This window comes from Citrobacter braakii (assembly GCF_009648935.1).
Lineage (GTDB): Bacteria > Pseudomonadota > Gammaproteobacteria > Enterobacterales > Enterobacteriaceae > Citrobacter > Citrobacter braakii.
Window position 1 is genome coordinate 3857533 of the sequence record NZ_CP045771.1, and the last position, 25926, is coordinate 3883458.

The 25926-nt window shown below is 50.8% G+C and carries 26 protein-coding genes and 1 pseudogene; 13 read left to right on the forward strand and 14 right to left on the reverse strand.

Annotated elements, in window-relative coordinates; all coding sequences use genetic code 11:
* The 4 genes from GFC06_RS18185 to GFC06_RS18200 all read left to right on the forward strand — a co-directional run bounded on the left by GFC06_RS18185 (position 1) and on the right by GFC06_RS18200 (position 2723).
* Positions 1-1050, forward strand: a complete 1050-nt coding sequence (locus GFC06_RS18185; protein ID WP_373365587.1) for a RecT family recombinase — start codon at positions 1-3, stop codon at positions 1048-1050.
* A gap of 39 nt (positions 1051-1089) precedes the next feature.
* The gene (locus tag GFC06_RS18190) at positions 1090-1332 is read left to right on the forward strand and encodes a DUF4060 family protein (protein ID WP_047415379.1); all 243 of its coding nucleotides are present in this window, start codon (positions 1090-1092) and stop codon (positions 1330-1332) included.
* Between the two features lie 64 nt (positions 1333-1396).
* On the forward strand, positions 1397-1669 hold the full coding sequence (locus GFC06_RS18195; RefSeq protein WP_072034353.1) for an excisionase: 273 nt from the start codon (positions 1397-1399) through the stop codon (positions 1667-1669).
* Complete coding sequence (locus tag GFC06_RS18200; RefSeq protein ID WP_047415377.1) at positions 1638-2723, forward strand: tyrosine-type recombinase/integrase; 1086 nt, start codon at positions 1638-1640, stop codon at positions 2721-2723. Before GFC06_RS18195 ends, GFC06_RS18200 begins: the two co-directional genes overlap by 32 nt.
* A gap of 336 nt (positions 2724-3059) precedes the next feature.
* Here GFC06_RS18200 and GFC06_RS18205 read toward each other — a convergent pair whose 3' ends face one another.
* From GFC06_RS18205 to yobA, 3 genes are read right to left on the reverse strand one after another with little or no spacing between them, the layout of a single operon-like run.
* Complete coding sequence (locus GFC06_RS18205; RefSeq protein WP_075847181.1) at positions 3060-3398, reverse strand: YebY family protein; 339 nt, start codon at positions 3396-3398, stop codon at positions 3060-3062.
* Between the two features lie 20 nt (positions 3399-3418).
* On the reverse strand, positions 3419-4291 hold the full coding sequence (copD, locus tag GFC06_RS18210) for a copper homeostasis membrane protein CopD (protein ID WP_153690476.1): 873 nt from the start codon (positions 4289-4291) through the stop codon (positions 3419-3421).
* Between the two features lie 3 nt (positions 4292-4294).
* Positions 4295-4669 carry a CopC domain-containing protein YobA gene (gene yobA / locus GFC06_RS18215; protein ID WP_047415373.1) on the reverse strand — a complete coding sequence of 125 codons (375 nt, stop codon included), beginning with the start codon at positions 4667-4669 and terminating at the stop codon, positions 4295-4297.
* Between the two features lie 143 nt (positions 4670-4812).
* Between yobA and GFC06_RS18220 the strand changes: the two genes are divergently transcribed.
* From GFC06_RS18220 to exoX, 3 genes are all read left to right on the forward strand, one after another.
* Positions 4813-5043: a DNA polymerase III subunit theta gene (locus GFC06_RS18220; RefSeq protein WP_003034925.1), complete on the forward strand. Its 231-nt coding sequence runs from the start codon at positions 4813-4815 to the stop codon at positions 5041-5043.
* A 106-nt stretch (positions 5044-5149) separates the two neighbouring features.
* Entirely contained in the window at positions 5150-5806 is a 657-nt protein-coding gene (locus GFC06_RS18225) for a carbon-nitrogen hydrolase family protein (RefSeq protein WP_016156222.1), read from the forward strand.
* Positions 5807-5829: 23 nt separating this feature from the next.
* Positions 5830-6492, forward strand: a complete 663-nt coding sequence (gene exoX / locus GFC06_RS18230) for an exodeoxyribonuclease X (protein ID WP_016152773.1) — start codon at positions 5830-5832, stop codon at positions 6490-6492.
* On the opposite strand, the gene ptrB is transcribed toward exoX, so the two are convergent.
* The 4 genes from ptrB to yebG all read right to left on the reverse strand — a co-directional run bounded on the left by ptrB (position 6474) and on the right by yebG (position 10162).
* Entirely contained in the window at positions 6474-8549 is a 2076-nt protein-coding gene (gene ptrB, locus GFC06_RS18235; protein ID WP_049282077.1) for an oligopeptidase B, read from the reverse strand. The two genes, exoX and ptrB, sit on opposite strands and share 19 nt — an antisense overlap.
* A gap of 86 nt (positions 8550-8635) precedes the next feature.
* Positions 8636-9295, reverse strand: a complete 660-nt coding sequence (locus GFC06_RS18240; protein ID WP_016156220.1) for a tellurite resistance TerB family protein — start codon at positions 9293-9295, stop codon at positions 8636-8638.
* 101 nt (positions 9296-9396) lie between these two features.
* Positions 9397-9750: a protein YebF gene (gene yebF, locus GFC06_RS18245; protein ID WP_103766151.1), complete on the reverse strand. Its 354-nt coding sequence runs from the start codon at positions 9748-9750 to the stop codon at positions 9397-9399.
* A gap of 121 nt (positions 9751-9871) precedes the next feature.
* Positions 9872-10162, reverse strand: coding sequence for a DNA damage-inducible protein YebG (gene yebG / locus GFC06_RS18250; protein ID WP_003833810.1), 291 nt, complete (start codon positions 10160-10162; stop codon positions 9872-9874).
* 132 nt (positions 10163-10294) lie between these two features.
* Here yebG and purT point away from each other — a divergent pair, with 132 nt between their 5' ends.
* Positions 10295-11473 carry a formate-dependent phosphoribosylglycinamide formyltransferase gene (gene purT, locus GFC06_RS18255; protein ID WP_153690477.1) on the forward strand — a complete coding sequence of 393 codons (1179 nt, stop codon included), beginning with the start codon at positions 10295-10297 and terminating at the stop codon, positions 11471-11473.
* 66 nt (positions 11474-11539) lie between these two features.
* Here the strand turns inward: purT and kdgA are convergent, their stop codons facing one another.
* The 3 genes from kdgA to zwf form a co-directional block, all read right to left on the reverse strand.
* Complete coding sequence (gene kdgA / locus GFC06_RS18260; RefSeq protein ID WP_016152768.1) at positions 11540-12181, reverse strand: bifunctional 4-hydroxy-2-oxoglutarate aldolase/2-dehydro-3-deoxy-phosphogluconate aldolase; 642 nt, start codon at positions 12179-12181, stop codon at positions 11540-11542.
* Positions 12182-12215: 34 nt separating this feature from the next.
* Complete coding sequence (edd, locus tag GFC06_RS18265; RefSeq protein ID WP_153690478.1) at positions 12216-14027, reverse strand: phosphogluconate dehydratase; 1812 nt, start codon at positions 14025-14027, stop codon at positions 12216-12218.
* Between the two features lie 232 nt (positions 14028-14259).
* On the reverse strand, positions 14260-15735 hold the full coding sequence (gene zwf / locus GFC06_RS18270; protein ID WP_003034896.1) for a glucose-6-phosphate dehydrogenase: 1476 nt from the start codon (positions 15733-15735) through the stop codon (positions 14260-14262).
* Between the two features lie 368 nt (positions 15736-16103).
* On the opposite strand from zwf, the gene GFC06_RS18275 reads away from it, so the two are divergent.
* Complete coding sequence (locus GFC06_RS18275) at positions 16104-16973, forward strand: MurR/RpiR family transcriptional regulator (RefSeq protein WP_153690750.1); 870 nt, start codon at positions 16104-16106, stop codon at positions 16971-16973.
* A 118-nt stretch (positions 16974-17091) separates the two neighbouring features.
* Positions 17092-18534, forward strand: coding sequence for a pyruvate kinase (gene pyk, locus GFC06_RS18280; RefSeq protein WP_016152765.1), 1443 nt, complete (start codon positions 17092-17094; stop codon positions 18532-18534).
* A gap of 44 nt (positions 18535-18578) precedes the next feature.
* On the opposite strand, the gene lpxM is transcribed toward pyk, so the two are convergent.
* From lpxM to znuA, 3 genes are all read right to left on the reverse strand, one after another.
* The gene (gene lpxM / locus GFC06_RS18285) at positions 18579-19550 is read right to left on the reverse strand and encodes a lauroyl-Kdo(2)-lipid IV(A) myristoyltransferase (protein ID WP_047501988.1); all 972 of its coding nucleotides are present in this window, start codon (positions 19548-19550) and stop codon (positions 18579-18581) included.
* A 119-nt stretch (positions 19551-19669) separates the two neighbouring features.
* Positions 19670-20989: a murein DD-endopeptidase MepM gene (mepM, locus tag GFC06_RS18290; protein ID WP_016152763.1), complete on the reverse strand. Its 1320-nt coding sequence runs from the start codon at positions 20987-20989 to the stop codon at positions 19670-19672.
* Positions 20990-21004: 15 nt separating this feature from the next.
* A complete protein-coding gene (znuA, locus tag GFC06_RS18295; RefSeq protein ID WP_019076521.1) occupies positions 21005-21949 on the reverse strand; it encodes a zinc ABC transporter substrate-binding protein ZnuA in 945 nt (314 codons plus the stop codon).
* A gap of 78 nt (positions 21950-22027) precedes the next feature.
* Between znuA and znuC the strand changes: the two genes are divergently transcribed.
* The 3 genes and pseudogenes from znuC to GFC06_RS18310 all read left to right on the forward strand — a co-directional run.
* A complete protein-coding gene (gene znuC / locus GFC06_RS18300; protein ID WP_153690479.1) occupies positions 22028-22783 on the forward strand; it encodes a zinc ABC transporter ATP-binding protein ZnuC in 756 nt (251 codons plus the stop codon).
* Positions 22780-23565, forward strand: coding sequence for a zinc ABC transporter permease subunit ZnuB (gene znuB, locus GFC06_RS18305; RefSeq protein ID WP_103766149.1), 786 nt, complete (start codon positions 22780-22782; stop codon positions 23563-23565). Before znuC ends, znuB begins: the two co-directional genes overlap by 4 nt.
* Before the next feature lie 291 nt (positions 23566-23856).
* Positions 23857-24327 (forward strand): annotated as a pseudogene (locus GFC06_RS18310) (SOS response-associated peptidase family protein); the annotation flags it as partial.
* 243 nt (positions 24328-24570) lie between these two features.
* Here the strand turns inward: GFC06_RS18310 and GFC06_RS18315 are convergent.
* On the reverse strand, positions 24571-25773 hold the full coding sequence (locus GFC06_RS18315) for a hypothetical protein (protein WP_135953055.1): 1203 nt from the start codon (positions 25771-25773) through the stop codon (positions 24571-24573).
* Between the last annotated feature and the right edge of the window lie 153 nt (positions 25774-25926).

Sequence of the window (25926 nt, forward strand, 5' to 3'; positions counted from 1 at the left end):
ATGATGGAAAAGACCAACGTTGCAGTTGTTGAACATAACGAACCGAACACGATGAATAACACATCCCTGCTTCTGAATATCGACGTCATGGATCGCATGATGAAGCTAGCAGAGGTGATGTCTCAGGGCGTAGCGACAGTACCGAAACATCTACAGGGAAGACCTTCTGATTGCCTGGCAATAATAATGCAGGCCGCTCGTTGGGGTATGGACCCATTTGTTGTAGGACAGAAAACACACCTAGTTAACGGGGCTCTGGGTTATGAAGCACAGCTTTACAACGCTTTAATCACCAGCTCCAAAGTTGTACACGGGCGCTTTAAATACGAGTACGGCGGCGAGTGGGAAAAAATTGTTGGCAAAAATGACGGGCGTGATGAATCAGGTTTGTTTGTTCGTGTCGGAGCAGTCCTTCGAGGCGAGACAGAGGTGACCTGGGGAGAGCCAATTTACCTTGCTGATATTACTACGCGAAATTCCCCTTTGTGGAAAACCGCACCTAAACAGCAAATAGGTTATTTGGCCGTCAAGTATTGGGCGAGGACTTACTGCCCTGAAGTCACAATGGGTGTTTATGACAGAGAAGATCTGGAACAACGAACAGAGCGCGAAATTAACCCTGCACCAATACAACGAATGAGCGCTGCTGAAATAGCAGGTGACACCGTCACAACCACGCAGAGCGCGCAGGAGTCGTCGGTAAATATCGACTCACTGGCTGATGATTTCCGCGAGCGTATAGATGCCGCACAGGATGTTGATAGCGCCAAAGCGCTGCGCGCTGATATCGAAAGCGCGAAGGTTACGCTGGGTTCAGCCCTGTTCACTGAGCTGAAGAACAAGGCGGTGAAACGTTATTACCTGGTTGATTCACGTAACAAGGTTGAGGCAGCGATCAACTCCCTACCGTCTCCGGACGAACCGGATGCAGCTGAACGGTTTGGGGAAGTTGAGCGAGTTCTTGCAACGGTGAAACGTCATCTGGGCGACGAGCTGCACGATCAGTTCAGCATCACCCTGGCGGATATGAAACCGGAATACGTGGCCTAAGGGAGGCGGGAGGCTTCGCCCTCCCACTGAGGAGATGTAATGCGACTGATTAACCGAGCCAATCAGCAATCCCCATTAGCGCGTCAGGCATGCGACATAGCACTGGCCACTCATGCAGAACGTTACGGCGACTATGGCCGCAGCAAGATGAAAGAGACGTACACGGTGAGAGTTGAAGGCGTAAAGGTCTGGGTTGAGGTAGTTAACCGTAAGGCGAGCTACGTGGCCACGGCAATGACAGGTATGCGCCGGTTGCGCGCGCTGCCAGGTCAGGTGAGTTGATAACGATATTTCATTAACAGTTTTCCGGCAGCTCTATAATAAGTTGCCGGAAGCCGGAGGTAGTATGGCCAAGCTTCTTAATCTGCTGGAATGGGCGAATTCAACTTATTCAACCCCTCCGTCTCTTTCAACACTTCGCCGCTGGGCGCGGGAGGGGCGCATTTTCCCTGCCCCGGAGCTTCACGGCAAAGAATATAAGGTTCAGCCTGACGCCATCTATGTGGATCCGAGCAAAAAGAACCTTCGTCACAAAGCAAAACACCTAGCGCTGCCAACTGGCGGCACTCTACTGGAGAGACTGACTCATGGCGAAAAGGCCAGTTCGTTACGACGCTAACCTGCCCCGTAACCTGACCTATCGTAAAAGAGACAGGCTTTATAGCTGGCGAAACCCGATTACCGGTCAAGAGTTATCTCTTGGCCGGATCGACAGAAAGGACGCCATTTCTCAGGCCATCGAAGCCAATAACTACATCGAACAGAATTACCTTCCGTCAGCGCTGCTGGACCGCATAAAGGAAACACCCACATTTACGGTGAAAGCGTGGCTTGAGCGTTACGAAGTAATTCTTGAGCGAAGAGAATTGAAGCCCAACACGATGAAGGTCAGGCGTAACCAGATCGCCACTATCAGTGATGAATTCGGACGTATGCCGCTATCTGCTGTCAGCACGAAGGACGTATCTTCTTTTCTTGAGAGTTACATACTCTGTGACAAGAAGAGCATGGCCTCCGGACTGCGTTCGGTGTTGTTGGATATTTTCAGGGAAGCGATTGTCGAAGGGCATATTGAAAGGAACCCGGCAGAGCCGACAAGAACGCCGACACCAAAAGTGAAGCGTGAGCGTCTTTTGCTTGAACAGTTTGAGATAATAAGAGATGCCGCAACAACCCATTCCGAATGGGCTGCAAATGCATGTGACCTTGCACTTGTCACCGGACAAAGAAGAGAGGACGTATCGTTGTTCAGATTCAGCGATATCAGGGATGGAAGGTTGTTTGTCACGCAGGAAAAGACAGGTCACAAATTGGCGTTGCCACTTGATTTGCGACTGGACTCTGCTGATTTGGTACTGCAGGATGTTATCGACCGTTGTCGTAAAAACAACCCGTCAGACTTCATGATTTATTCTTCGGTAAGGCGTGGCGGTAGGAAGCCAGGTCCGTTAACTCCGGACGGAATCACTCAAGCGTTTTCCGATATCAGGGATTCTACAGAGTTAAAGTTTGGCCCCAACCCTCCTCCGTTCCATGAAATCAGGAGTTTGGCGAGTAGACTCTATGAAAGGGAGCGCGGAGAGGATTTCGCACAGAGGCTGCTGGGGCATAAAAATTTAACAATGACCAAAAAATACCTGGACGCACGTGGTGCAGAATATGTTATGGTTTAGACAGGATATGGAAATTTCGAGTAATTTTCGTGGGATTTCGTGAAAGCACCGAAAAAACCCAACGAAAACAAGAATATAAAAAGAGACCGAATACGATTCCTGTATTCGGTCCAGGGAAATGGCTCTTGGGAGAGAGCCGTGCGCTAAAAGTTGGCATTAATGCAGGCTAAGTTACCCTGCCATTTAAGAATAGATGACAGCGCCAGGTTTTCCAGTCCGCGACTAAAGTGGCCTGAAAAAAAGGACGATTGTCACACATCTAAACGTAAAAACCGCAAGTTCTCCTGAGCGAGCCTTGCGGTTTTTTATTGGAAATCAGAACGCTACATCTGACAATTAGCAGAGCTTTTCTGCACGCTCCACAAACGGTGCGAGGCTCATTTTTTCGCCCGGTTTCGCCGGGTCGTCAATCTGGATAATCTCGATTGGCTTCGCCGTAGTTTTCCCACTCTCTACCTGCTGTCTGGCAACATCATTCAATGGGTATTGCACCAGCGTACTGGGATTGATGACATACAGCGCGTTATCAGGACGGCAGGTCAGCATCACCTCTTCCCGATTAAACGCCCACTTATCTTTGCCAACCTCAAAACGGCTGACGGTGATGACCTGTGGCGCAGCCAGCGCGGCCCCTGAACTTGCCAGTAGTAATAACGAGATAATGATTTTTTTCATGCGTTTCGCCAATCCATCAATCAGAAAGGTTCGAGGGTTGCAAACAGGCTGACAATCGCCAGCACAACGGCCCCAATTCCCCATTCCAGCTTAGTCATCCAAACAAAATAGAGTGTCATACTGCGGTTATCCTGCCGCATGCGTGGTACCAGAACATACCGATTCACCAGCGCAATCGCCACCATTAGCATCACCAGAGCACCTTTTAACAAAAGCAGTTGCCCGTAAGCCATGTGCCAGGGAACAGAAAAACCGACAATAAACAGCGCATTCATGATACCGGTAAGTAAAACTCCGATAGCGAAAAGATGCCCGTAGCGGGAGAAACGCATCATAGTATTGATGGCCTGTTCCCGCCAGCGGCCTTGCGCCATTTGCATACAGTAAAGTACGGGCAGCAAACCGCCGAACCAGGCGGCAGCGCATACCAAATGCAAGGCGTGGTTAACCTGCTGGATTGCACCAGCGATACCGCAATGCAGCGTCGCGTGTCCGACGCCAGCCAGCAAAATAAACTGCGCAATCGTCAGCATTAACAGCCGTCGCGGCATGCTGCGCGGTACTATAATTACCACCACCAGCGTGACCAGCGCGAGGATAATCTGCCATAACCAGACGCCGCCAAACTGCGTTTGCAACACGGCACCCCATACGTCACCAGAGATAACATCCCGCCAGCCTGAGCCCATTAAACCACCCTGGATCGCCAGCATCAGCGTCGCGCTGATAAAGCTCCACGCTGCGGCATGTCGTTGCAGACGCAAAAAACGACGCATCATTAAACGACGAACCGAAACGGGAGCCAGCCATGCGCCGTAGAGCGCACAGCCAAACACCAACATCAACGTGGTAAAATGGATAAACCGTAGTGCAACCCAGGTAAATTCCAGCATCGGTTATTTCACGCTAAAGGTATATTGCCCCTTTGTCTTATGGCCATCCACGGAGACGACGTGCCAGTCGACAGTATATTTTCCGGCCTCAAGCGTTTGAGCAAGCGGAATAATCAGTTGTGTTTTGTCCTGTTCACTGCGTGATGCCTTGCCCGTTTTGATCTGTTCTTTGTTTGGGCCTGTTAGCGTTGCGCCGCTGAATCCCGGCTCGACACCTTCAGAGAAATTCAGCGTCAACGCCTGAGGAGATACCGCAACATCGGCATTAGCCGCCGGGCTTTGTTTCGTCAGGTGAGCATGAGCCAGGGCGGCGGGAGTTGCCAGAAGGCTGGCGAGTACGATGAGAGCGTTGCGAAGCATAGATGCAGATGAAGCCATTTCAACTATTCCTTTTTGTTATGTCTAATCTATAGAGAATAACCTTCTACAATGATCGAGTCGAGAATCATCATTTCGGTCTTGCCATTAATGCACACTCTTAGTAACTTTGCGCGCCGAAAGACAGAGAAAAGGAGAAGCCCATGAACATCAATCTGGCCAAACTTGAGCAAGCTGAAATGGATAAGGTCAATGTTGACCTGGCCGCGGCGGGTGTCGCATTTAAGGAGCGATACAACATGCCGGTTGTTGCCGAAGTCGTTGAGCGTGAACAGCCCGAACATTTACGCGACTGGTTTCGGGAAAGACTGATCGCGCACCGTCTGGCATCCGTTTCCCTTTCACGTTTACCCTACGAGCCTAAAGTTAAATAAAACTTATATTACGTTACGATTCCTTACATGATGCCTGCTACAGTATAAGTATATTCTTAATCTATACTTTAAAGATGGTTGTAGACACTATGAAAAGGAAATCATTATGTCGCACTGGAAAATCGCAGCAGCACAGTACGAACCTCTTCAAACCTCAGTTACCGAACATGTCGCGCATCACCTGCAATTCATTCAGGCAGCCGCTCAATGCCAATGTGAATTGCTGGTTTTCCCCTCCCTTTCCCTGTTGGGTTGTGTTGATGAGAATGACGCGCTCCCTGCCCCACCCGATGAAGCGTTGTTAGAACCTCTCGCGCATGCAGCCGTGACTTATCGCATGACGATTATTGCGGGGCTATCGGTAGAACATAACAATCGGTTCGTAAAAGGTATCGCGCTTTTCTCTCCCTGGATGACCTCCCCCTTAACGTTTCATCAGAGCCACGGGGCCTGTATCGCCAGACAGCAAAATGCCATCAGCGTTGTGGATAGCCAGCCGGAAGGTATCGATATCGACCCGGCGTACTCGCTATTCACCAGCAGTCAGTCTGTCAGTGAGCCCGAATTGCTCTCCTCCACATCTCGTCTACAGAGTTTCTCGCATAAATTTGCCATTGCGGTATTAATGGCCAATGCGCGTGGCAGCAGCGCGTTATGGGATGAGCAAGGTCGATTGATTGTTCGCGCAGACAGCGGTTCCTTACTCTTAACCGGTCAACGCACGCCACGGGGTTGGCAAGGTGATATCATTCCTTTACGCTAATCGTTTTGGGTCAGGAGCATGGCATGTTGCGCATAATAGATACGGAAACCTGTGGTCTGCAGGGAGGCATTGTTGAGATTGCTTCTGTCGATGTGGTTGACGGAAAAATAGTCAACCCCATGAGCCACCTGGTGCGTCCTGACCGCCCCATCAGCCCTCAGGCGATGGCAATTCATCGCATTACGGAAGCGATGGTGGCCGATAAGCCGTGGATTGAAGATGTCATCCCCCAATATTACGGCAGCGAATGGTACGTGGCGCACAATGCAAGTTTTGATCGCCGCGTATTACCCGACATGCCCGGGGAGTGGATTTGCACCATGAAACTCTCCCGTCGTTTGTGGCCAGGAATCAAATACAGCAACATGGCGCTGTATAAATCGCGCAAACTGAGCGTGCAGACGCCAGCTGGCCTGCATCATCACCGTGCCCTGTACGACTGCTACATCACCGCGGCACTGCTGATCGACATCATACAGACGTCTGGCTGGTCAGCAGAACAGATGGTCGATATTACCGGCCGTCCTGCGTTACTCACTACTTTCACTTTTGGTAAGTATCGCGGAAAACCTGTATCAGAAGTGGCTGAACGCGATCCGGGCTATCTGCGCTGGTTATTTAATAACCTCGACAGTATGAGCCCGGAGCTGCGCTTAACGCTGAAGCACTATCTGGATAACGCCTGAGCAGACGCCTGCCCAGGCAGTGTCCCCTGCGCCAGTCCGATCAAAAACGCGTATTCCAGGGCCACGCCTTCGTATGATTTAAAACGCCCGGATTTTCCGCCATGCCCGGAATCCATATCCGTGCAGAGTAACAGCAGACGATCGTCCGTTTTCAGCTCACGCAGTTTTGCCACCCATTTTGCCGGTTCCCAGTATTGCACCTGGGAGTCGTGTAATCCCGTCGTAACCAGCAGATGAGGATAAGCCTGCGCTGTAACATTGTCATACGGGCTGTAGCTTTTCATGTAGGTGTAATACTCTTCATCCTGCGGATTCCCCCACTCTTCAAACTCACCGGTCGTCAGGGGAATGGACTCATCCAGCATCGTGGTCACCACATCGACAAAAGGCACCTGCGCAATGACGCCATGGAAGAGTTCCGGGCGCTCATTAATGGCAACACCCATTAACATTCCTCCGGCGCTCCCCCCCATGCCATAACACAGCGAAGGCGCGCCATAACCCATTTTTAGCAGCGCGTCGCAGACGTCGAGGTAGTCATTGAAGGTATTTTTCTTGAGCAGAAACTTACCGTCTTCGTACCACTGCTGTCCTAACTCGCCGCCGCCACGCACATGAGCAATGGCATAAACAAAGCCGCGATCCAGTAAGCTCAAGCGGCTGCTGCTGAAATCGGCGTCCATGCTGGCGCCATACGAGCCATAGCCGTAGACCAGTAACGGGTTTTTCCCTTTCAGGAAATACTTTTGATGGTAAACCAGCGAAACCGGAACCTCGGTGCCATCACGCGCGGTGATCCATACGTGTTCGCTACGGTAGTTCGCCGCATCAAATCCTGGGACCTCCGTCTGTTTGAGTACGCGACGCTCTCCGGTGTCCATATCCAGTTCAAACAGCGTATCCGGTGTGGTCATGGAGGAATAGCCATAACGCAGGCGCGATGTCTCAGGTTCTGGATTATAGGCAAGCCATGTCACATACGCCGGATCATCAAAAGCGATACCGACCACTTCGCGCGTTTTACGGTTAATCTGTCGCAGGCTGGTTAAGCCCCGCTGACGCTCTTCCACCACCAGCCAGTCTGTGAACAGCGTAAAGCCCTCCAACATGACGCTGTCGCGCGGCGGGATCAGCGTCTCCCAGGTTTGTTCATCACGCACACGGGTACGGTACAGGCCGAAGTTTTTACCCTGACGGTTGGAACGCAGATAAAACGTATGCTGATAGTGATCGAGGCTGTACTCGTGATCTTTGCGTCGCGCTAAAAAGACTAACGGCTCGGCATCCGCCAGTTCTGCGTCAAGCAGCAAAACCTCACTGGTGGTCGCGCTGGCGATATGAATAACCACATAATGTAACGAGGTGGTTTTATGCAGACTGACATAAAACATGTCATCGGCTTCTTCATACACCAGCTCATCCAGTGATGACGGCGAGCCGACGGTATGCCGCCACACTTGATACGGGAGCAGCGTCGTTGCGTGTTTGCGCACGTAATAGAAGGTTTGCGAGTCATTCGCCCAGACCAGATCCGCTTCAACGTTTTCCAGCACTTCCGGATACCAGTTGCCGCTTTGCAGATTGCGAAAACGCACACCATATTGCCGACGAGAGAGATAATCTTCGGCCAACGCCATGATGGTGTTATCCGGAGATATCGCCAGTCCCCCCAGCGTATAAAACTCACTGTGGGCCGCGCGCTGGTTACCATCCAGCAAGGTGTCCCATTCATCCCACTCTTCACTGAAGGCAGACTGACGCTGATAAATGGCATATTCGCACCCCGGTTCATAAATATGCCGGTAGCGATAACCATTCTTCACATAGGGGGCGGAAGCATCCTGAGGCGGGATACGGTCGATAATCTCTTTCAGGACGCGATCCTGCAATGCCTGCTGCGAGGCCATAATCTGGCGGCCATACGCATTTTCTTGTTGCAGATAATCCAGCACTTCTGGCTGCGAGCGGGTGTCATCTCGCAGCCAGTAATAATTATCAACACGGGTATCGCCATGATTCGTCATGGCGTGGGGAATACGAGAAGCTTTTGGTAGCATGTCATTGTTCTTTTGCTTAAACATCCTATAAGGGTGGCAAAAGACAGCAATGATGCAAGCGAAACATGCGCCTTAACGGTAAGTAATTAACCCGGTAAAGCCTGTTTTTGTTCCTTGAGATCCTGTTCAATGCCTTCACGAACATCCTGCGGGATCTTCAACGCATCGCCCAGCGCGTTCAGATAGCTACGCTCCATAAAGTGGTCGATATCAATCGCCGCACAGCTCAGGAAGTAAATTTCCAGCGCCTCTTCTTCGTTGCGGATCCCTTGTGCCAGGCGCTGAGGATCTAACGGTTGTTCAATAGCGCGTTCGATCAGAACACGGCCCTGCTCTTCCACGCCTGCTTCACGGAGCTGCTGCTCGATGGCGGTACGTTCTTTGGCATCAATGTGACCATCGCTTTTCGCAGCAAAAACCAGCGCCAGGATCAGTCGTTCGGTTCGCTCATCCAGCGGCGAGCTTTGTGCACCGAACTGCGGTTCACCCTGATGCGCCGCGCGCACCTTATCCTTGTATTTGTTCCATAACACGGTACCGGCAACCGCACCGCCGCCCACCAGAAGCGCGCTGGTGCCGTATTTACTCAGTAATTTACGTGAAGATTTGTTGGCAACCAGTAATCCTGCCAGACCGCCTAACGCGCCGGGAACCAGAAGTTTACTCAGCCCTTGCTCACCAGAAGATGACGCGGAAGATCCTTTTTGCCCAAGAAGAGATTGAAGTTGATTCAGCCAGTTAGCCATGTTGCCCCTCAAGTACAGACGAATAATCATCAAAGCGTACCCGAGGGGATGTCAGGAAGTGTTCAGGTCATCAAAAGAAGTGCAAATACCTTCTACCTTCGTTACTGCGACTGATACTCCGCCGTTCCGGCTTTGCAGTCGACTTTTACCTGGTAGTGAATATCCGCGCTTTTACCGCGAACCGTGAGGGGAACTGACCATTTCCCATCTTTACCCGTAATATCGGGCGTATTGACCCAGGCGACAGGATCGGCTTGCCCGACGCGTTTTTGATCGTCAGCCCAGCGCGCGATGCGATTTTGCTGATAATCACGTTTCACGCTCGCCGCGATACCGTCAGCATTCAGTCCTTCGCACTTGGGGAACTGAACTTTCTTGCTTTCCATATTTGCCGCAAATACAGCTACGCTGGCAGACAACAACAGCAGGCTCAACAACGCTCTTTTTTTATACATTCTTTTCTCCTTAATCTCCCCTTCGTCCTTCAGGTTGCCTGTTGCAACGTGAAAAGACGTCAGGGAATGCACAATGATTCAGGGAAAAGCATGGTACAAAACGTCAGGAGCGCAAGTCGTTTCAGGCAGCCTGAGTATCATCCTCAGCGTGCGCATCGTTTTCGACCGCCTGCGGAGAGGGCAGCTTGCCGTTTTTCAGAATGGCGCTCAGCACATCTTTCTGCTCAGCCAGCCACAGGGAAAGCGCTTCGCGCTGCTCGTCTTCGAGCGCTACCGGCGATTGCTCCAGCCATGTGTCGAGCAAATCTGCTGTATCAAGCATTTTGTCATACGCATCGGCTTCCTTTTTGCTGGTAAACGACATTTTTTCCTCACCTTCCCGAATGACTACGTATTTAACTTCAACCGCCATTTTTGCAGCCTCTTAAATTACCTGTATTTATGTACAGTATATTCTTTTTGCGCCTTGAAATCAACCTGGTAATAAAGACAGACGCAAACGTTTTCGTATATACTGCGCCCAGATAAAACAGGGGATTAATTTATGACGTTATTAGGCACAGCGCTGCGTCCCGCAGCAACGCGAGTGATGTTATTAGGTTCAGGTGAACTGGGTAAAGAGGTGGCGATTGAATGCCAACGCCTGGGTGTGGAAGTCATTGCCGTGGATCGTTACCCCGACGCGCCAGCCATGCACGTTGCCCATCGCTCATACGTAATCAACATGCTGGATGGCGATGCTTTACGCCAGCTCGTCGAGCGTGAAAAACCACATTATATCGTGCCGGAAATAGAGGCGATTGCCACGGATATGCTGGTAAAACTGGAACAAGACGGTCACAACATCGTGCCGTGCGCCCGGGCGACGCAGTTGACCATGAACCGCGAAGGAATCCGTCGTCTCGCCGCCGAAGAATTATCTCTACCGACCTCTTCTTACCGCTTTGCTGACAGCGAAGCCCGCTTTCGCGAGGCCGTCGCCGAAATCGGCTATCCCTGCATCGTGAAGCCGGTAATGAGTTCCTCCGGTAAGGGACAGAGCTTTATCCGTTCCGCCGATCAACTCACTGAAGCCTGGAATTATGCTCAACAAGGCGGCCGAGCAGGTGCCGGACGCGTTATCGTCGAAGGCGTAGTGAATTTTGATTTTGAAATCACCCTGCTTACCGTCAGCGCCGTTGATGGCGTGCATTTCTGCGCACCGGTAGGACATCGTCAGGAAGATGGCGATTATCGCGAATCCTGGCAGCCGCAGCAGATGAGTGAACTGGCGCTGGCTCGAGCGCAGGAGATTGCCCGTAAGGTGGTGCTGGCGCTGGGCGGCCACGGTCTGTTTGGGGTAGAGCTATTTGTCTGCGGTGATGAGGTCATTTTCAGCGAAGTTTCCCCTCGCCCTCACGACACGGGTATGGTGACCTTGATTTCGCAGGATCTGTCTGAGTTTGCCCTGCATGTACGCGCATTTCTCGGTCTGCCGGTTGGCGCAATCCGTCAGTATGGGCCTTCTGCTTCTGCCGTTATTCTGCCGCAGCTTACCAGCCAGAATGTCACGTTTGATAACGTACAGGCCGCTGTGGGCACAGGTATGCAAGTCAGATTCTTCGGCAAGCCGGACATCGACGGGAGCCGTCGTATGGGCGTTGTGCTGGCCACAGCGCAGAGTATTGAAGACGCGGTGACACGCGCGAAAGACGCGGCGGCACAGGTGAAAGTCGCAGGATAAAAAACGGGCCAGATGGCCCGTTTCAGACTCGCAGGCCCGGTAATGATTACCGGGCATTTTGCGTTATTACAGCTTCGCGCCTTCGACTGCTTCACGAGCCAGCTTAGTAATGCGTGCGTAATCACCAGCTTCCAGCGCATCTGCCGGAACCAGCCAGGAACCACCGATGCACAGCACGCTTTTCAGTGCCAGGTAATCACGGTAGTTCGCTGGAGAGATACCACCGGTTGGGCAGAAACGGACCTGAGAGAACGGACCCGCAATTGCCTGCAGCGCTTTAGTACCGCCGTTTGCTTCCGCCGGGAAGAATTTGAACTCTTTCAAACCGTAGTCCATACCCAGCATCAGTTCAGACACGGTGCTGATGCCTGGGATCAGCGGAATAGTGCCTTCAGTTGCAGCTTTCAGCAGCGGCTCGGTCAGGCCCGGGCTGATAGCAAATTGCGCACCCGCTTCAGTGACTTCAGCCAGCTGCTGTGGATTCAGTACGGTACCCGCACCAACGATAGCGTCGGGAACTTCTTTTGCGATCGCGCGAATGGCATCCATCGCACATGCGGTACGTAAGGTCACTTCCAGAACGCGCACGCCCCCTGCAACCAGCGCTTTTGCCATTGGCACCGCGTGTTCCAGTTTATTAACCACGATAACCGGTACAACCGGGCCAGTGGTCAGGATTGCTTCTGCACTTGTCTTCCAGTTTTTCATCAGAGTTTTCTCTCGCCTGATTACAAAATAAGTCTTAAAAAGTGATACAGGTTGCGCCCTGCTCCGCACCGGACAGCTTTTCACGCAACGCGCTGAACATTTCACGTCCCGTACCCACGCGCGATGCGCTGAGATCAGGAATGTGTGGCTGACGGGAGGCAAGTTCCTCTTCATCCACCAGCAGCGTCAATTCACCTGTCTGTCCATTCACACGAATGATGTCGCCATCGCGTACTTTTGCCAGCAGCCCGCCATCATAGGCTTCCGGGGTTACATGGATTGCTGAAGGCACTTTACCTGAAGCACCTGAAAGTCGTCCATCGGTAACTAACGCAATTTTGAAACAACGGTCCAATAATACACCAAGTGGCGGCATGAGTTTATGTAATTCTGGCATTCCGTTCGCTTTTGGCCCCTGATGGCGCACAACCACCACGCAATCCCGGTCAAGCAGACCGGCATCGAACGCGGGTAACACATCATGCTGACTTTCAAAGACGACTGCCGGTGCTTCAATAATCTGGTTTTCTACCGGTACCGCCGACGTTTTCATCACCGCACGCCCGAGGTTGCCGCTCAGCACTTTGGTGCCGCCGTGGTGGGAGAATGGTTGGTCAAAGGTGGCGATCACGTTGCTGTCCAGAGACTTCACCGCCCCTTCGCGCCAGTCCAGTTCACCCTCGTTAAGCCACGGTTCCATGGTGTAGCGGGATAAACCGAATCCGGCAACGGTGTTCACATCTTCATGTAGCAGACCCGCATTAAGCAGTTCACGCATTAACACCGGTACGCCACCCGCCGCCTGGAAGTGGTTAATATCTGCCGGACCATTCGGGTACAGACGCGCCATCAGCGGCACGATATCGGACAGATCGGAGAAATCATCCCAGTTAATCAGAATCCCGGCCGCACGCGCCATAGCCACCAGGTGCATCGTATGGTTGGTAGAGCCCCCGGTCGCCAGCAGCGCCACAATACCGTTCACTACCACTTTTTCATCGATCATTTTACCGATCGGCATCCATTCATTGCCGTTGCCGGTCAGGCGTGTTACCTGACGGGCTGCAGCCGCGGTCAGCGCTTCACGCAGCGGCGCATCAGGATGTACAAATGAGGAGCCAGGCAGTTGCATACCCATAAACTCCACCACCATCTGGTTAGTGTTCGCCGTGCCGTAGAACGTACAGGTACCCGGAGCGTGATAAGACGCCGCTTCGGATTCAAGGAGCGCCATGCGATCGACTTTACCTTCAGCATACAGCTGACGGATACGCACTTTTTCTTTGTTCGCCAGACCGCTCGCCATCGGACCGGAAGGAATAAAGATTGACGGCAGATGACCAAATGACAGCGCAGCCATTACCAGGCCCGGGACAATTTTGTCGCACACGCCGAGGAACAACGCGCCGTCGAACATGTTGTGGGAAAGGCCCACTGCAGCAGACATCGCAATCACTTCACGACTCAGCAGCGAAAGCTCCATCCCATCCTGTCCCTGGGTCACACCGTCGCACATTGCAGGTACACCGCCAGCAACCTGGCCTACTGCATTGGCTTCATGCAGTGCTTTACGAATGATGGCCGGATAGTGTTCATACGGCTGATGCGCGGAAAGCATGTCGTTATAGGAGGTAATGATCGCGATATTGTTACGCAGCATGCTTTTCAGCGAGGCCTTATCGTCCGGCTGACACGCAGCAAAACCATGCGCCAGGTTACCGCATGCCAGTTGCGAGCGATGAACGGTAGTTGATTTCGCTTGTTCAATACGGGCGAGGTAGGCGGAACGTGTGTCACGAGAACGTTGGACGATACGTTGTGTTACGCGTAACAAATTCGGATTCATAGAGGCTCCTAAAATTTATCTGTCAGAGCGTTGGATCAACAATGTGTTTCAGTTGGGTAAAAATAGCTGAATCGCTTGTTGGCCGTAGCTCAGGGGCAAAATCGTTTCAGGCAGTGTAATAAAAAAAGCCCCGCGGGTGAATCCACGCGGAGCTTAAAAGTGCAAAAATTATTCTACAATCTGTGTTAGATCATGTTACCGGTAAAATAACACCTATGGGCTAGATGATATTTTACTCGAATTCGTTCCAGGAACGACCATCTCGGGTAATCATCGCCACAGAAGCAACCGGGCCCCAGGTCCCTGCCTGATACGGCTTCGGCGCGTCGTTGTCCATCGCCCAGGCTTCGGTAATTGAGTCGACCCACTTCCATGCTTCTTCAACTTCATCACGACGCACAAACAGCGCCTGTATTCCGCGCATTGTTTCGAGCAGCAGGCGCTCATAGGCGTCGGCAAGGTGCGTCTGGTTGAAGGTTTCGGAATAGCTCAGATCAAGCTTGGTAATTTGCAGATTATGCTTGTGATCCAGACCCGGCACTTTGTTCAGTACCTGGATATCGACACCTTCATCAGGCTGCAAACGGATGGTCAACTTGTTCTGCGGCAGATCCTGCCAGGATTCTCTGAACAGATTCAGCTCAGGCGTTTTGAAGTAAACCACCACTTCAGAGCACTTCGTCGGTAAACGTTTACCGGTACGCAGGTAGAACGGAACTCCCGCCCAGCGCCAGTTATCGATATCCACACGGATCGCCACAAACGTTTCCGTGTTGCTGCTCTTGTTCGCGCCTTCTTCTTCCAGATACCCCGGCACTTTTTTGCCCTGGGCAAAACCCGCGGTGTACTGACCGCGAACCGTTTTTTCACGTACGTTCGAACGATCGATACGACGCAGCGATTTCAGTACCTTCACTTTTTCATCACGAATGCTGTCGGCGCTCAGATCGGACGGCGGAGACATCGCAATCATGCACAGGATCTGCAGCAGGTGGTTCTGAATCATGTCGCGCATTTGACCTGCCTGGTCAAAATAGCCCCAGCGGCCTTCAATACCCACTTCTTCCGCCACGGTAATTTCTACGTGATCGATAGTGCGGTTATCCCAGTTGTTCACAAACAGGGAGTTGGCAAAACGCAGTGCCAGCAGGTTCAGGACCGTCTCTTTACCAAGATAGTGGTCGATACGATAAACCTGACACTCTTCGAAATACTCGCCGACCTGATCGTTGATTTCACGGGATGTTGCCAGCGACGTACCCAGCGGTTTTTCCATCACAACACGGGCTGGTTTAGCATTCAGCTTTGCTTCACCCAGGCCTTTGCAGATCGCGCCAAAGGTGCTCGGCGGCATCGCGAAATAGTTAATGGTGGTACGTGATTTTTGATCCAGCATTTCGCCCAGACGGCTAAACGCGGCGGTGTCATTGACGTCCAGATTACAAAACTCCAGACGACCGCTGAGAGTCTCCCACAAACCTTCGTCGATTTTTTCTTTCATGAAGGTTTCGAGCGCTTCACGCACAACCTTGGTATAGGCTGCTTTGTCCCAGTCGGCACGCCCTACCCCAATGATACGGGTTTCCGGGTTAATCTGGCCGGCCTTTTCCAGTTGATACAGGGAAGGCAGCAATTTCCGCCGCGCCAGGTCGCCCTTCGCGCCGAAAATGACCAGATCACATGCCTGGGCTGTTTGCGTTACCGCCATGTCATTCTCCTCAATTAAGTGCCTGGTGCTTTTGCCAGACACTGGTTGTAATTTTATTACAGTGCACTGTACTGCTTTTACGTGAATCCGGAAACCGTAAACGCTTATCCAGCCGTGCTGTTACCGCGAACAGTCGCTTTATGGGCGTTTGTCGTCGCAAATTGGACAAAAAAGTCGTCTTTTTTCGTACCCCTGAAGACGTAAGAAAACCCGACTCCGATCATGTAATGAAAAAAAACAACAACTATTCTGTCCATTTTGCCCCGTTGCTGCATTAGCAGGGGTAATATCTATACACGAAATTATGCCCCGATTTCTCCGTATCATTGAAATCGTTTTTGCCCATGACCCATGAGTCTACCTACATCATGAATATGCTGGAAAAAATCCAGTTAAAACTGGAACAGTTGAGCAAGTCAGAGCGTAAAGTCGCCGACATTATTCTTGCCTCTCCCGAGCGGGCAATCCATTCAAGCATCGCCACACTTGCTGTTGAAGCCAATGTCAGCGAACCGACAGTGAACCGTTTCTGTCGCAGCATGGATACCCGCGGCTTCCCTGATTTTAAACTGCATCTGGCGCAAAGTCTGGCAAATGGCACCCCATATGTTAATCGCAATGTGGATGAGGATGACAGCGTAGAATCTTACACGGCGAAAATCTTCGAGTCAGCGATGGCAAGCCTCGACCACGTCCGCCAGTCTCTGGATAACGCAGCGGTAAACCGGGCAGTAGATTTATTAACTCAGGCGAAAAAAATTGCCTTCTTTGGCCTCGGTTCTTCTGCCGCAGTGGCGCATGACGCAATGAATAAATTTTTCCGGTTTAACGTACCGGTAATCTATTCCGACGATATTGTTCTGCAACGCATGAGTTGCATGAATTGTAGTGACGACGACGTCATTGTGCTTATTTCTCATACCGGAAGAACCAAAAGTCTGGTGGAACTGGCGCAGTTGGCGCGGGAAAATGACGCCATGGTTATCGCCCTCACCTCTCCCGGCACGCCACTGGCGCGTGAAGCAACGCTGGCAATTACCCTCGATGTACCGGAAGATACTGACATTTATATGCCCATGGTCTCTCGACTTGCTCAACTGACCGTGATAGATGTGCTGGCTACAGGATTTACTTTGCGCCGTGGGGCAAAATTTAGAGATAACTTGAAGCGTGTCAAGGAAGCGCTCAAGGAATCGCGTTTTGATAAAGAATTACTCATCAAGAGTGATGACCGCTAAAAGCAATAACAATGTTCTACCCTTTTATCATCCGGGTCGTTCATTTACCGTTAATATTTGAGAACGACCGGATTAATGTTCACGCAACACCAAGTTGTTTCAGTCAACGGAGTATTACATGTCCAGAAGGCTTCGCAGAACCAAAATCGTTACCACGTTAGGCCCGGCAACTGACCGCGATAATAACCTTGAAAAGATTATCGCCGCGGGTGCGAACGTCGTACGTATGAACTTTTCTCACGGCTCTCCAGAAGATCACAAACTGCGGGCGGATAAAGTCCGTGAAATTGCCGCAAAACTGGGACGTCATGTAGCTATTTTGGGTGACCTGCAGGGACCTAAAATCCGCGTATCGACCTTTAAAGAAGGTAAAGTATTTCTTAACGTTGGCGACAAGTTCCTGTTAGACGCCAACCTCGGCAAAGGCGAAGGCGACAAAGAAAAAGTCGGTATTGATTATAAAGGACTGCCTGCTGACGTCGTCCCGGGCGATATCCTGCTGCTCGACGACGGTCGCGTACAGCTTAAAGTGCTGGAAGTTCAGGGCATGAAAGTCTTCACCGAAGTTACCGTCGGTGGCCCGCTGTCCAACAATAAGGGCATTAACAAACTGGGCGGCGGTCTCTCTGCTGAAGCCCTGACCGAAAAAGACAAAGCCGACATCGTCACCGCTGCGCAAATCAGCGTTGACTATCTGGCCGTCTCCTTCCCGCGCTGCGGCGAAGATCTGAACTATGCCCGCCGTCTGGCGCGCGACGCTGGCTGCGATGCGAAAATTGTCGCCAAGGTTGAACGTGCAGAAGCCGTCTGCGACCAGAATGCGATGGATGACATCATCCTTGCCTCCGACGTGGTGATGGTGGCGCGTGGCGACCTGGGCGTTGAAATTGGCGATCCTGAGCTGGTAGGTATTCAGAAAGCGTTGATTCGCCGCGCACGTCAGCTGAACCGTGCGGTCATTACCGCCACGCAGATGATGGAGTCGATGATCACCAACCCAATGCCGACCCGTGCGGAAGTGATGGACGTGGCTAACGCCGTCCTCGACGGTACCGATGCCGTTATGCTCTCTGCAGAAACTGCAGCAGGTCAGTACCCAGCTGAAACCGTCGCGGCTATGGCACGCGTCTGTTTGGGTGCTGAGAAGATCCCGAGCATCAATGTTTCTAAACACCGCCTTGACGTGCAGTTTGATAACGTTGAAGAAGCGATTGCCATGTCAGCGATGTATGCCGCTAACCACCTGAAAGGGGTCACCGCTATCATCACAATGACGGAATCCGGTCGTACTGCGCTGATGACTTCACGTATCAGTTCTGGTCTGCCGATTTTCGCGATGTCTCGTCATGAACGTACGCTGAATCTGACTTCCTTGTATCGCGGCGTCACCCCGGTTCACTTTGACAGCGAAACAGACGGCGTCGTTGCCGCCAGTGAAGCAGTGAACCTGTTGCGCGATAAAGGCTATCTGGTTTCCGGCGATCTGGTCATTGTGACGCAAGGCGATGTCATGAGCACCATTGGCTCAACGAATACCACGCGTATTCTGACCGTCGAGTAACGCCCCGTTTGATGTAAAAAAGCCTCTCGATTGAGAGGCTTTTTTTATTTCTTCGGATAAAGATCTTTACGCTTATAAGGCTCAATTTCACCGGGTTTGCGCGTCTTAAGCAGTTTTAGAATCCAGGTGTATTGCTCGAGATGCGGCGTCACAAAGATTTCCACTTCTTCGTTCATTCGTCTGGCAATGGTGTGGTCATCCGCCGTCAGGATGTCATCCATCGGAGGACGAACCTGAATCGTTAAGCGATGCGTTTTCCCATTGTATACCGGGAACAGCGGCACCACACGGGCATGACACACCTTCATCAGGCGGCCAATCGCCGGTAACGTGGCTTTATAGGTAGCAAAAAAATCCACAAACTCGCTGTGCTCAGGGCCATGGTCCTGATCCGGCAGGTAGTATCCCCAATATCCCTGACGTACAGACTGAATAAACGGTTTGATGCCATCATTACGGGCATGCAAACGACCACCGAAACGACGGCGTACCGTGTTCCACACATAATCGAATACCGGGTTTCCCTGATTGTGGAACATCGCAGCCATTTTCTGTCCCTGGGAAGCCATCAGCATCGCTGGGATATCTACGCCCCAACCATGAGGAACCAGAAAAATCACTTTTTCATCGTTGCGACGCATCTCTTCGATGATTTCCAGCCCCTGCCAGTCAACCCGATGCTGAATTTTTTCCGGGCCGCGTATGGCGAGTTCCGACATCATGACCATCGCCTGAGGTGCAGTCGCAAACATCTCATCGACAATTGCTTCACGCTCAGCTTCGCTGCGCTCAGGAAAGCAGAGGGATAAATTGATCAGTGCTCTGCGACGCGAGCTTTTTCCCAGCCGCCCGGCCATTCTTCCGAGCTTTGCCAGAATTGGATCGCGAAATGATGCTGGCGTTAACGAAATGCCTGCTATCGCCGCCACACCAAGCCATGCCCCCCAGTAGCGCGGATGGCGAAATGATTTGTGAAACTCAGGGATATATTCAATATTCTTTTTTTTCGTTTCCATGCTCTTCCAGTGTCTGGTGCGGCGAAAAGTAGATCTGCTGATAGTGTAGCGGCGCGCGATGCGCCGTACAAAATAAAAAAGCCGGCACGCATAGCGTACCGGCTCTGTCAGCGTGTTAATTAATCGAAACGCAACTGAGGAACAACCTCTTTCACCTGTGCCAGGTAATCGGTGCGATCCGATCCGGTCAGGCCTTCCGTGCGCGGCAGTTTCGCCGTCAGAGGATTCACTGCCTGCTGGTTGATCCAGACTTCGTAGTGCAGATGCGGACCCGTTGAACGCCCGGTATTGCCAGACAGCGCGATACGATCGCCACGTTTCACTTTTTGTCCTGGTTTGACCAACAACTTACGCAGGTGCATATAACGTGTGGTATAGGTGCGACCATGACGAACCGCAACATAGTATCCGGCTGCGCCGCTGCGCTTCGCTACAACCACTTCGCCATCACCCACCGACAGCACCGGCGTCCCCTGCGGCATCGCAAAGTCGACACCTTTGTGCGGCGCAACGCGTCCGGTCACCGGGTTCAGACGACGCGGGTTAAAGTTGGAAGAGATGCGGAACTGCTTAGCCGTCGGGAAACGCATGAAGCCTTTCGCCAGTCCGGTACCGTTGCGGTCATAGAACTTACCGTCTTCAGCACGGATTGCGTAATAATCTTTGCCTTCAGAACGCAAGCGGACGCCCAACAGTTGGCTTTGCTCACGCTTACCGTCCAGCATTTCGCGAGACATCAGTACCGAGAACTCATCGCCTTTTTTCAGTTTGCGGAAATCCATCTGCCACTGCATGGCCTTAATCACTGCGCTGATTTCAGAGCTGGTCAGTCCGGCATCTTTGGCACTGGCGACGAAGCTTCCGCCCACGGTGCCTTTGATTCGGCTGTTAACCCAATCGCCCTGCTGCATTTCGCTGCTCATTTTAAAACCCGTCGCGGTGCGATCGTAAGTACGGGTTTCACGACGGGAGACTTCCCAGGTCAGGCGCTGCAAATCACCTTCCGCGCCTAACGTCCAGGAAAGTTGCTGACCAATTTTCAGGTTACGCAGTTGTTTGTCGGAAGCCGCGAGCTGGCTGATGTCACCCATATCGATGCCGTACTGATTCAGAATACTGCTCAGCGTATCGCCCGTGGAGACGACATACTCATGCACGCCGGCTTCACCAGACGTTTTGTCATCCAGTTCGTCCTGTGGGATGGCTTCGTCTTCCTGAGCGGCCTGATCGATAGGTTCACTGGCCTCAGGCAATAGTGAACGAATCTCGCTTTTTTCCAGCTCGATAGTTTTGACGATGGGTGCAGAATCAGGATGGTAAACATAGGGCCGCCAGACAGCGACGGCCAATGTCAGTACGGTAAGCGACCCCAGCATAACGCGATGGGGCCGCGGCAGATTATTAAATGCCAGAGCGACAGAGCGGGCTATCTGTTGCACGTAATCACTTCCTCATTAATCTCCTTTCAGGCAGCTCGCATACTGGTTGGCTAATTGGTTCAAAAACGCTGAATAGCTTGTTTTACCCAGTTTGATATTCGTTCCGAGCGGATCCAACGTTCCCATTCGAACGGATGTCCCTCTCGCGACGGCTTCAACGACCGCTGGCCTGAACTGTGGCTCAGCAAAAACGCAGGTTGCTTTTTGCTCAACCAACTGTGTTCTTATTTCATGTAAACGCTGCGCACCAGGTTGAATCTCAGGGTTCACGGTAAAGTGACCAAGCGGTGTTAGTCCGTAGTGTTTTTCGTAGTAGCCATAGGCGTCATGAAAAACGAAGTAACCTTTTCCCTTGAGCGGCGCGAGCTCGTTACCTACCTGCTTATCGGTTGCGGCTAATTGTGCCTCAAAATCCTTCAGGTTGGCGTCAAGTTTGGCTCGACTTTGCGGCATAAGTTCCACTAATTTTTCATGGATTGCAACCGCTGAGGCCCGTGCTATCTCTGGGGAAAGCCAAAGATGCATGTTGTAATCGCCGTGATGGTGATGCTCGTCACTTTTTTCACTGCCGGCATCATTATGTCCATGATCGTCATCATCGTCATCAGCACCTTTCATGAGTAACGGCTTCACGTCATTGAGCTGCGCAATCGTTACCTGTTTTGCGTTAGGAATATTCTTGACTGATTTTTCCATAAACGCTTCCATCTCAGGTCCAATCCAAACGACTAAGTCCGCGCCCTGTAAGCGTTTTACGTCTGAAGGACGCAATGAGTAATCGTGTTCGGAAGCCCCGTCAGGCAGCAGAACCTGGGTGTCAGTAACCCCGTCAGCAATGGCTGAAGCGATAAACCCCAGCGGCTTAAGAGAAGCCACGACAGCGGCATTTGCCGACTGTGTTGCACTACCCCAAAGAGCAGCGGATAATGCTGCGAAAAGAAGCGTATTTTTATGTAACATAATGCGACCAATCATCGTAATGAATGTGAGAATTGTGATATTATAACATTCTATAACTTCTGCAAGACTAAAATTGATATGACGACTTTGGTTTCACTGGAAAATGTCTCGGTCTCTTATGGTCAACGCCGCGTCCTCTCTGACGTATCGCTTGAACTTCGACCCGGTAAAATATTGACGCTTCTCGGTCCAAATGGTGCCGGGAAATCTACGCTGGTGCGCGTTGTATTAGGGCTGGTAGAGGCTGATGAGGGAGTTATCAAGCGTAATGGTCGATTGCGGATTGGCTATGTGCCGCAAAAACTGTACCTCGATACGACGCTTCCGCTGACGGTAAGTCGGTTTATGCGCCTACGTCCCGGCACCAAAAAAGAAGATATCCTTCCGGCACTGAAGCGTGTTCAGGCCGGACATCTGATGGATGCGCCGATGCAAAAACTCTCTGGCGGGGAGACACAACGCGTCCTGTTGGCCCGTGCTTTATTGAATAAACCTCAGCTACTGGTGCTTGATGAGCCAACCCAGGGCGTGGATGTCAATGGGCAAGTCGCACTGTACGATCTTATCGACCAGTTGCGACGTGAACTGGATTGCGCCGTACTGATGGTTTCTCATGACCTGCATCTGGTGATGGCAAAAACCGATGAGGTACTGTGCCTGAACCATCATATTTGTTGTTCTGGTGCGCCGGAAGTGGTTTCCATGCACCCGGAATTCATCTCAATGTTCGGACAACGCGGTGCCGAACAACTCGGAATTTACCGTCATAATCATAATCACCGCCACGATTTACAGGGTCGTATCGTCTTACGCCGGGGAAATGGTCACTCATGATTGAATTGTTATTACCCGGTTGGTTAGCCGGGATCATGCTGGCCTGTGCCGCTGGCCCGCTCGGCTCGTTTGTGGTCTGGCGTCGAATGTCTTATTTCGGTGATACGCTGGCCCACGCTTCGCTACTGGGGGTCGCCTTTGGCCTGCTGCTGGATGTAAACCCTTTCTATGCGGTCATCGTCGTCACCTTGATGCTGGCAGGCGGTCTGGTATGGCTGGAAAAACGCCCCCACCTCGCGATCGATACTTTATTGGGCATTATGGCCCACAGTGCGCTGTCATTAGGGCTGGTTGTCGTCAGCCTGATGTCCAACATCCGTGTGGATCTGATGGCCTATCTGTTTGGTGATTTGCTCGCCGTGACGCCAGAAGATCTTATCTCCATCGCCATTGGGGTGGTTATCGTTCTGGCGATTTTGTTCTGGCAGTGGCGCAACCTGCTGTCGATGACCATCAGTCCGGATCTGGCATTTGTGGATGGCGTGAAGCTGCAACGCGTTAAGCTACTGCTGATGCTGGTCACAGCATTAACTATTGGCGTGGCGATGAAATTTGTCGGGGCGTTAATTATCACCTCGCTGCTTATTATCCCTGCGGCAACCGCCCGTCGCTTTGCCCGTACGCCAGAACAGATGGCAGGGGTTGCCGTTGGTGTGGGAATGATAGCGGTTACAGGCGGGCTGACCTTCTCGGCCTTCTATGACACCCCGGCAGGTCCTTCCGTGGTGCTGTGTGCTGCGCTGCTGTTTATCTTCAGCATGATGAAAAAACAGGCGAGCTAATGCGTATTTTAGCCGGATGGAGGCTATCGCCTTATCCGGCTTTTTATTTCATGAGCGAAATGCTTCCCTTCCCGCGGTTTATTAAATGTTTATCCCCACAGCCACATAATCAGCGTTAGACTATAAAATTGATTTTGTAAATTCAGTAAATACAGTTAATTATCGTAAAATCAATCATTTAACAAAAAACCGTCTTGGACAATTGCGGGCAATATGAGTCATTTCATTGCCCCAAATCATGCCCCAAACTGATTTTTGCCCCCAAATTTGCCCCCAAAAAGTAACAATCGATGGTGGTCTAAGCTGCCGCTAATTTATGCGCGTTCTGAATCTGCAGCCATCCGCAGAATGTTTAAATCACTCTGGCAGCATGGCCGTGCAATTTGCTTTGCTGATGGCTGGTACGAATGGAAAAAGGAAGGCGACAAGAAGCAGCCCTACTTCATTCATCGAGCCGATGGCCAGCCGATTTTCATGGCGGCGATCGGCAGCACACCATTCGAACGTGGAGATGAAGCAGAAGGATTCCTGATAGTGACGGCTGCTGCAGACAAAGGACTGGTAGATATTCACGACAGGCGGCCACTGGTACTGTCACCAGATGCTGCTCGCGAATGGATGAGGCAGGACGTTGGAGGGAAAGAAGCTGCGGAAATTGCGGCCGATGGTTCCGTACCGGCTGAGAATTTTATATGGCACGCCGTGACGCGTGCCGTAGGGAATGTGAATAATCAGGGCTCCGAACTGATACAGCCAGTGTGATTACATCACCGGGCAATCATCAAACTCCGCGTTCCTGGCATCTAAATGGATATGAGTTTGGAAAAGAGTAACACGATGAATAATAAGAAATTATATAAATTTTAATTTGTTAAAATGTACTCAAATGTGTACACATTTAAAACAGGATTCTTTTGATTATATCAACATTGTAAAAGAATCCTTTGTATTAATTTTCCATATCATCTCACGTATGTTCTTGATATAAGGTGATCGATAGTGCCATCACGGTCCAGATGCGCAACCGTTGAATATCTCAACTCTTTCATTCCAAGATGCTACTAAAACTCCTTTATTATGCTGTTCATAGCGCCTCTCTTCGATAGTGTAGTTAGCGTTATTGGCTATAGATAAATCATTGTAGCCACACGCCGCCGACGGAATAACAGCTTGTGAGCTCGATATTACAGTATACGATATACCATCAGGTGCCCCTATAACTGGCCCATCCTCATCAGAGCTTAATAAACTAACCTGACTTTTACCTCCTCTTATTTTTTTTGCCCCATCTTTGAATTTTGGTTTTCTATATATATCTGCTGGTACATTAGTATTATATTGATCTTCATAGAATACCTTGTTGCCATCATCACATTTTGCAGGAGATGTATCATAGTTATTTACAATTGCATTCGTAACACCTGTCAGATGCAATACACCCTCAAATGGAACTGTTCTTTGCTCTTGAGAAAGAAACTCGCTTGCTTTTTTCTTTCCGTCAACATTACTACTCAAATCTCCATCTAATACAACGTCTGCTTTAAATGGAATATCAAGCCCAACTTGATATGCTATTAACTGTACATAACCTGATTCACCTTTCATGGCGGTAACTGATACGCTATTCCCCTGACTTACTGTTTCTGAGTATGTTTCTCCATTAGATGTTGTGTCACTTAGTCCAAACGTTTTAGAAATACTAAATGTTGTACTAGAACCACCAAATGGTGTCTTGCCAGTAAATGTTTGGCTCATACCTACCTGCGTGGAGGATGATACACTATGAGTTTTCGTGATACTCCAGCCTTTCGCACCTGATACTGATAAGTTTGCAGAAGCGGTTACTGTTTGAGGCCCACAATTTTTATAGCTATAAGCATTAATTAAAACTGTAGACGGTAAAGCTACTTGTTTAGACTCTAGGAATTTGAAATTATTAACAATAACAACGGCTGCACTTTTTACAGTTGCAACCTCTTTATAGTTTTCTGGTTTTAATACTTTCTCCATGTGGCATCTATCAGGCTCAGGCTCCCCGCTCCAGGAACATGTTCGTTCATAATGCTCAACCATTCTTTGCCTTGTTATCTCTACTTTCGCATTAATAAAAGCCTGATTTATTGCAGTTATTGGATCAGTGTCTGCAATAGCAAAACAAGGAACAGCAAGGACTATTAGAAAAGGAAATGTTCTGAGTTCAGCCTGCATAAGATAACCCCAAGCATTAGATTCTATAAATATTTATAGCTGAGCAAATTAAAAAGTGAATAGTACCTTAGTTAAATTATTAAAATATAACTTACAACTTCATCTAACTAACTGTTAATCAAAAATAGTTTTTCTTAACCAGTATCGAATTTC

What these genes read in the sequence shown, in the direction of transcription:
- GFC06_RS18185 (WP_373365587.1), top strand. Translation starts at nt 1, where the DNA reads ATGATGGAAAAGACCAACGTTGCAGTTGTTGAACATAACGAACCGAAC.
- GFC06_RS18190 (WP_047415379.1), top strand. Translation starts at nt 1,090, where the DNA reads ATGCGACTGATTAACCGAGCCAATCAGCAATCCCCATTAGCGCGTCAG.
- GFC06_RS18195 (WP_072034353.1), top strand. Translation starts at nt 1,397, where the DNA reads ATGGCCAAGCTTCTTAATCTGCTGGAATGGGCGAATTCAACTTATTCA.
- GFC06_RS18200 (WP_047415377.1), top strand. Translation starts at nt 1,638, where the DNA reads ATGGCGAAAAGGCCAGTTCGTTACGACGCTAACCTGCCCCGTAACCTG.
- GFC06_RS18205 (WP_075847181.1), bottom strand. Translation starts at nt 3,398, where the DNA reads ATGAAAAAAATCATTATCTCGTTATTACTACTGGCAAGTTCAGGGGCC.
- copD (WP_153690476.1), bottom strand. Translation starts at nt 4,291, where the DNA reads ATGCTGGAATTTACCTGGGTTGCACTACGGTTTATCCATTTTACCACG.
- yobA (WP_047415373.1), bottom strand. Translation starts at nt 4,669, where the DNA reads ATGGCTTCATCTGCATCTATGCTTCGCAACGCTCTCATCGTACTCGCC.
- GFC06_RS18220 (WP_003034925.1), top strand. Translation starts at nt 4,813, where the DNA reads ATGAACATCAATCTGGCCAAACTTGAGCAAGCTGAAATGGATAAGGTC.
- GFC06_RS18225 (WP_016156222.1), top strand. Translation starts at nt 5,150, where the DNA reads ATGTCGCACTGGAAAATCGCAGCAGCACAGTACGAACCTCTTCAAACC.
- exoX (WP_016152773.1), top strand. Translation starts at nt 5,830, where the DNA reads ATGTTGCGCATAATAGATACGGAAACCTGTGGTCTGCAGGGAGGCATT.
- ptrB (WP_049282077.1), bottom strand. Translation starts at nt 8,549, where the DNA reads ATGCTACCAAAAGCTTCTCGTATTCCCCACGCCATGACGAATCATGGC.
- GFC06_RS18240 (WP_016156220.1), bottom strand. Translation starts at nt 9,295, where the DNA reads ATGGCTAACTGGCTGAATCAACTTCAATCTCTTCTTGGGCAAAAAGGA.
- yebF (WP_103766151.1), bottom strand. Translation starts at nt 9,750, where the DNA reads ATGTATAAAAAAAGAGCGTTGTTGAGCCTGCTGTTGTTGTCTGCCAGC.
- yebG (WP_003833810.1), bottom strand. Translation starts at nt 10,162, where the DNA reads ATGGCGGTTGAAGTTAAATACGTAGTCATTCGGGAAGGTGAGGAAAAA.
- purT (WP_153690477.1), top strand. Translation starts at nt 10,295, where the DNA reads ATGACGTTATTAGGCACAGCGCTGCGTCCCGCAGCAACGCGAGTGATG.
- kdgA (WP_016152768.1), bottom strand. Translation starts at nt 12,181, where the DNA reads ATGAAAAACTGGAAGACAAGTGCAGAAGCAATCCTGACCACTGGCCCG.
- edd (WP_153690478.1), bottom strand. Translation starts at nt 14,027, where the DNA reads ATGAATCCGAATTTGTTACGCGTAACACAACGTATCGTCCAACGTTCT.
- zwf (WP_003034896.1), bottom strand. Translation starts at nt 15,735, where the DNA reads ATGGCGGTAACGCAAACAGCCCAGGCATGTGATCTGGTCATTTTCGGC.
- GFC06_RS18275 (WP_153690750.1), top strand. Translation starts at nt 16,104, where the DNA reads ATGAATATGCTGGAAAAAATCCAGTTAAAACTGGAACAGTTGAGCAAG.
- pyk (WP_016152765.1), top strand. Translation starts at nt 17,092, where the DNA reads ATGTCCAGAAGGCTTCGCAGAACCAAAATCGTTACCACGTTAGGCCCG.
- lpxM (WP_047501988.1), bottom strand. Translation starts at nt 19,550, where the DNA reads ATGGAAACGAAAAAAAAGAATATTGAATATATCCCTGAGTTTCACAAA.
- znuA (WP_019076521.1), bottom strand. Translation starts at nt 21,949, where the DNA reads ATGTTACATAAAAATACGCTTCTTTTCGCAGCATTATCCGCTGCTCTT.
- znuC (WP_153690479.1), top strand. Translation starts at nt 22,028, where the DNA reads ATGACGACTTTGGTTTCACTGGAAAATGTCTCGGTCTCTTATGGTCAA.
- znuB (WP_103766149.1), top strand. Translation starts at nt 22,780, where the DNA reads ATGATTGAATTGTTATTACCCGGTTGGTTAGCCGGGATCATGCTGGCC.
- GFC06_RS18315 (WP_135953055.1), bottom strand. Translation starts at nt 25,773, where the DNA reads ATGCAGGCTGAACTCAGAACATTTCCTTTTCTAATAGTCCTTGCTGTT.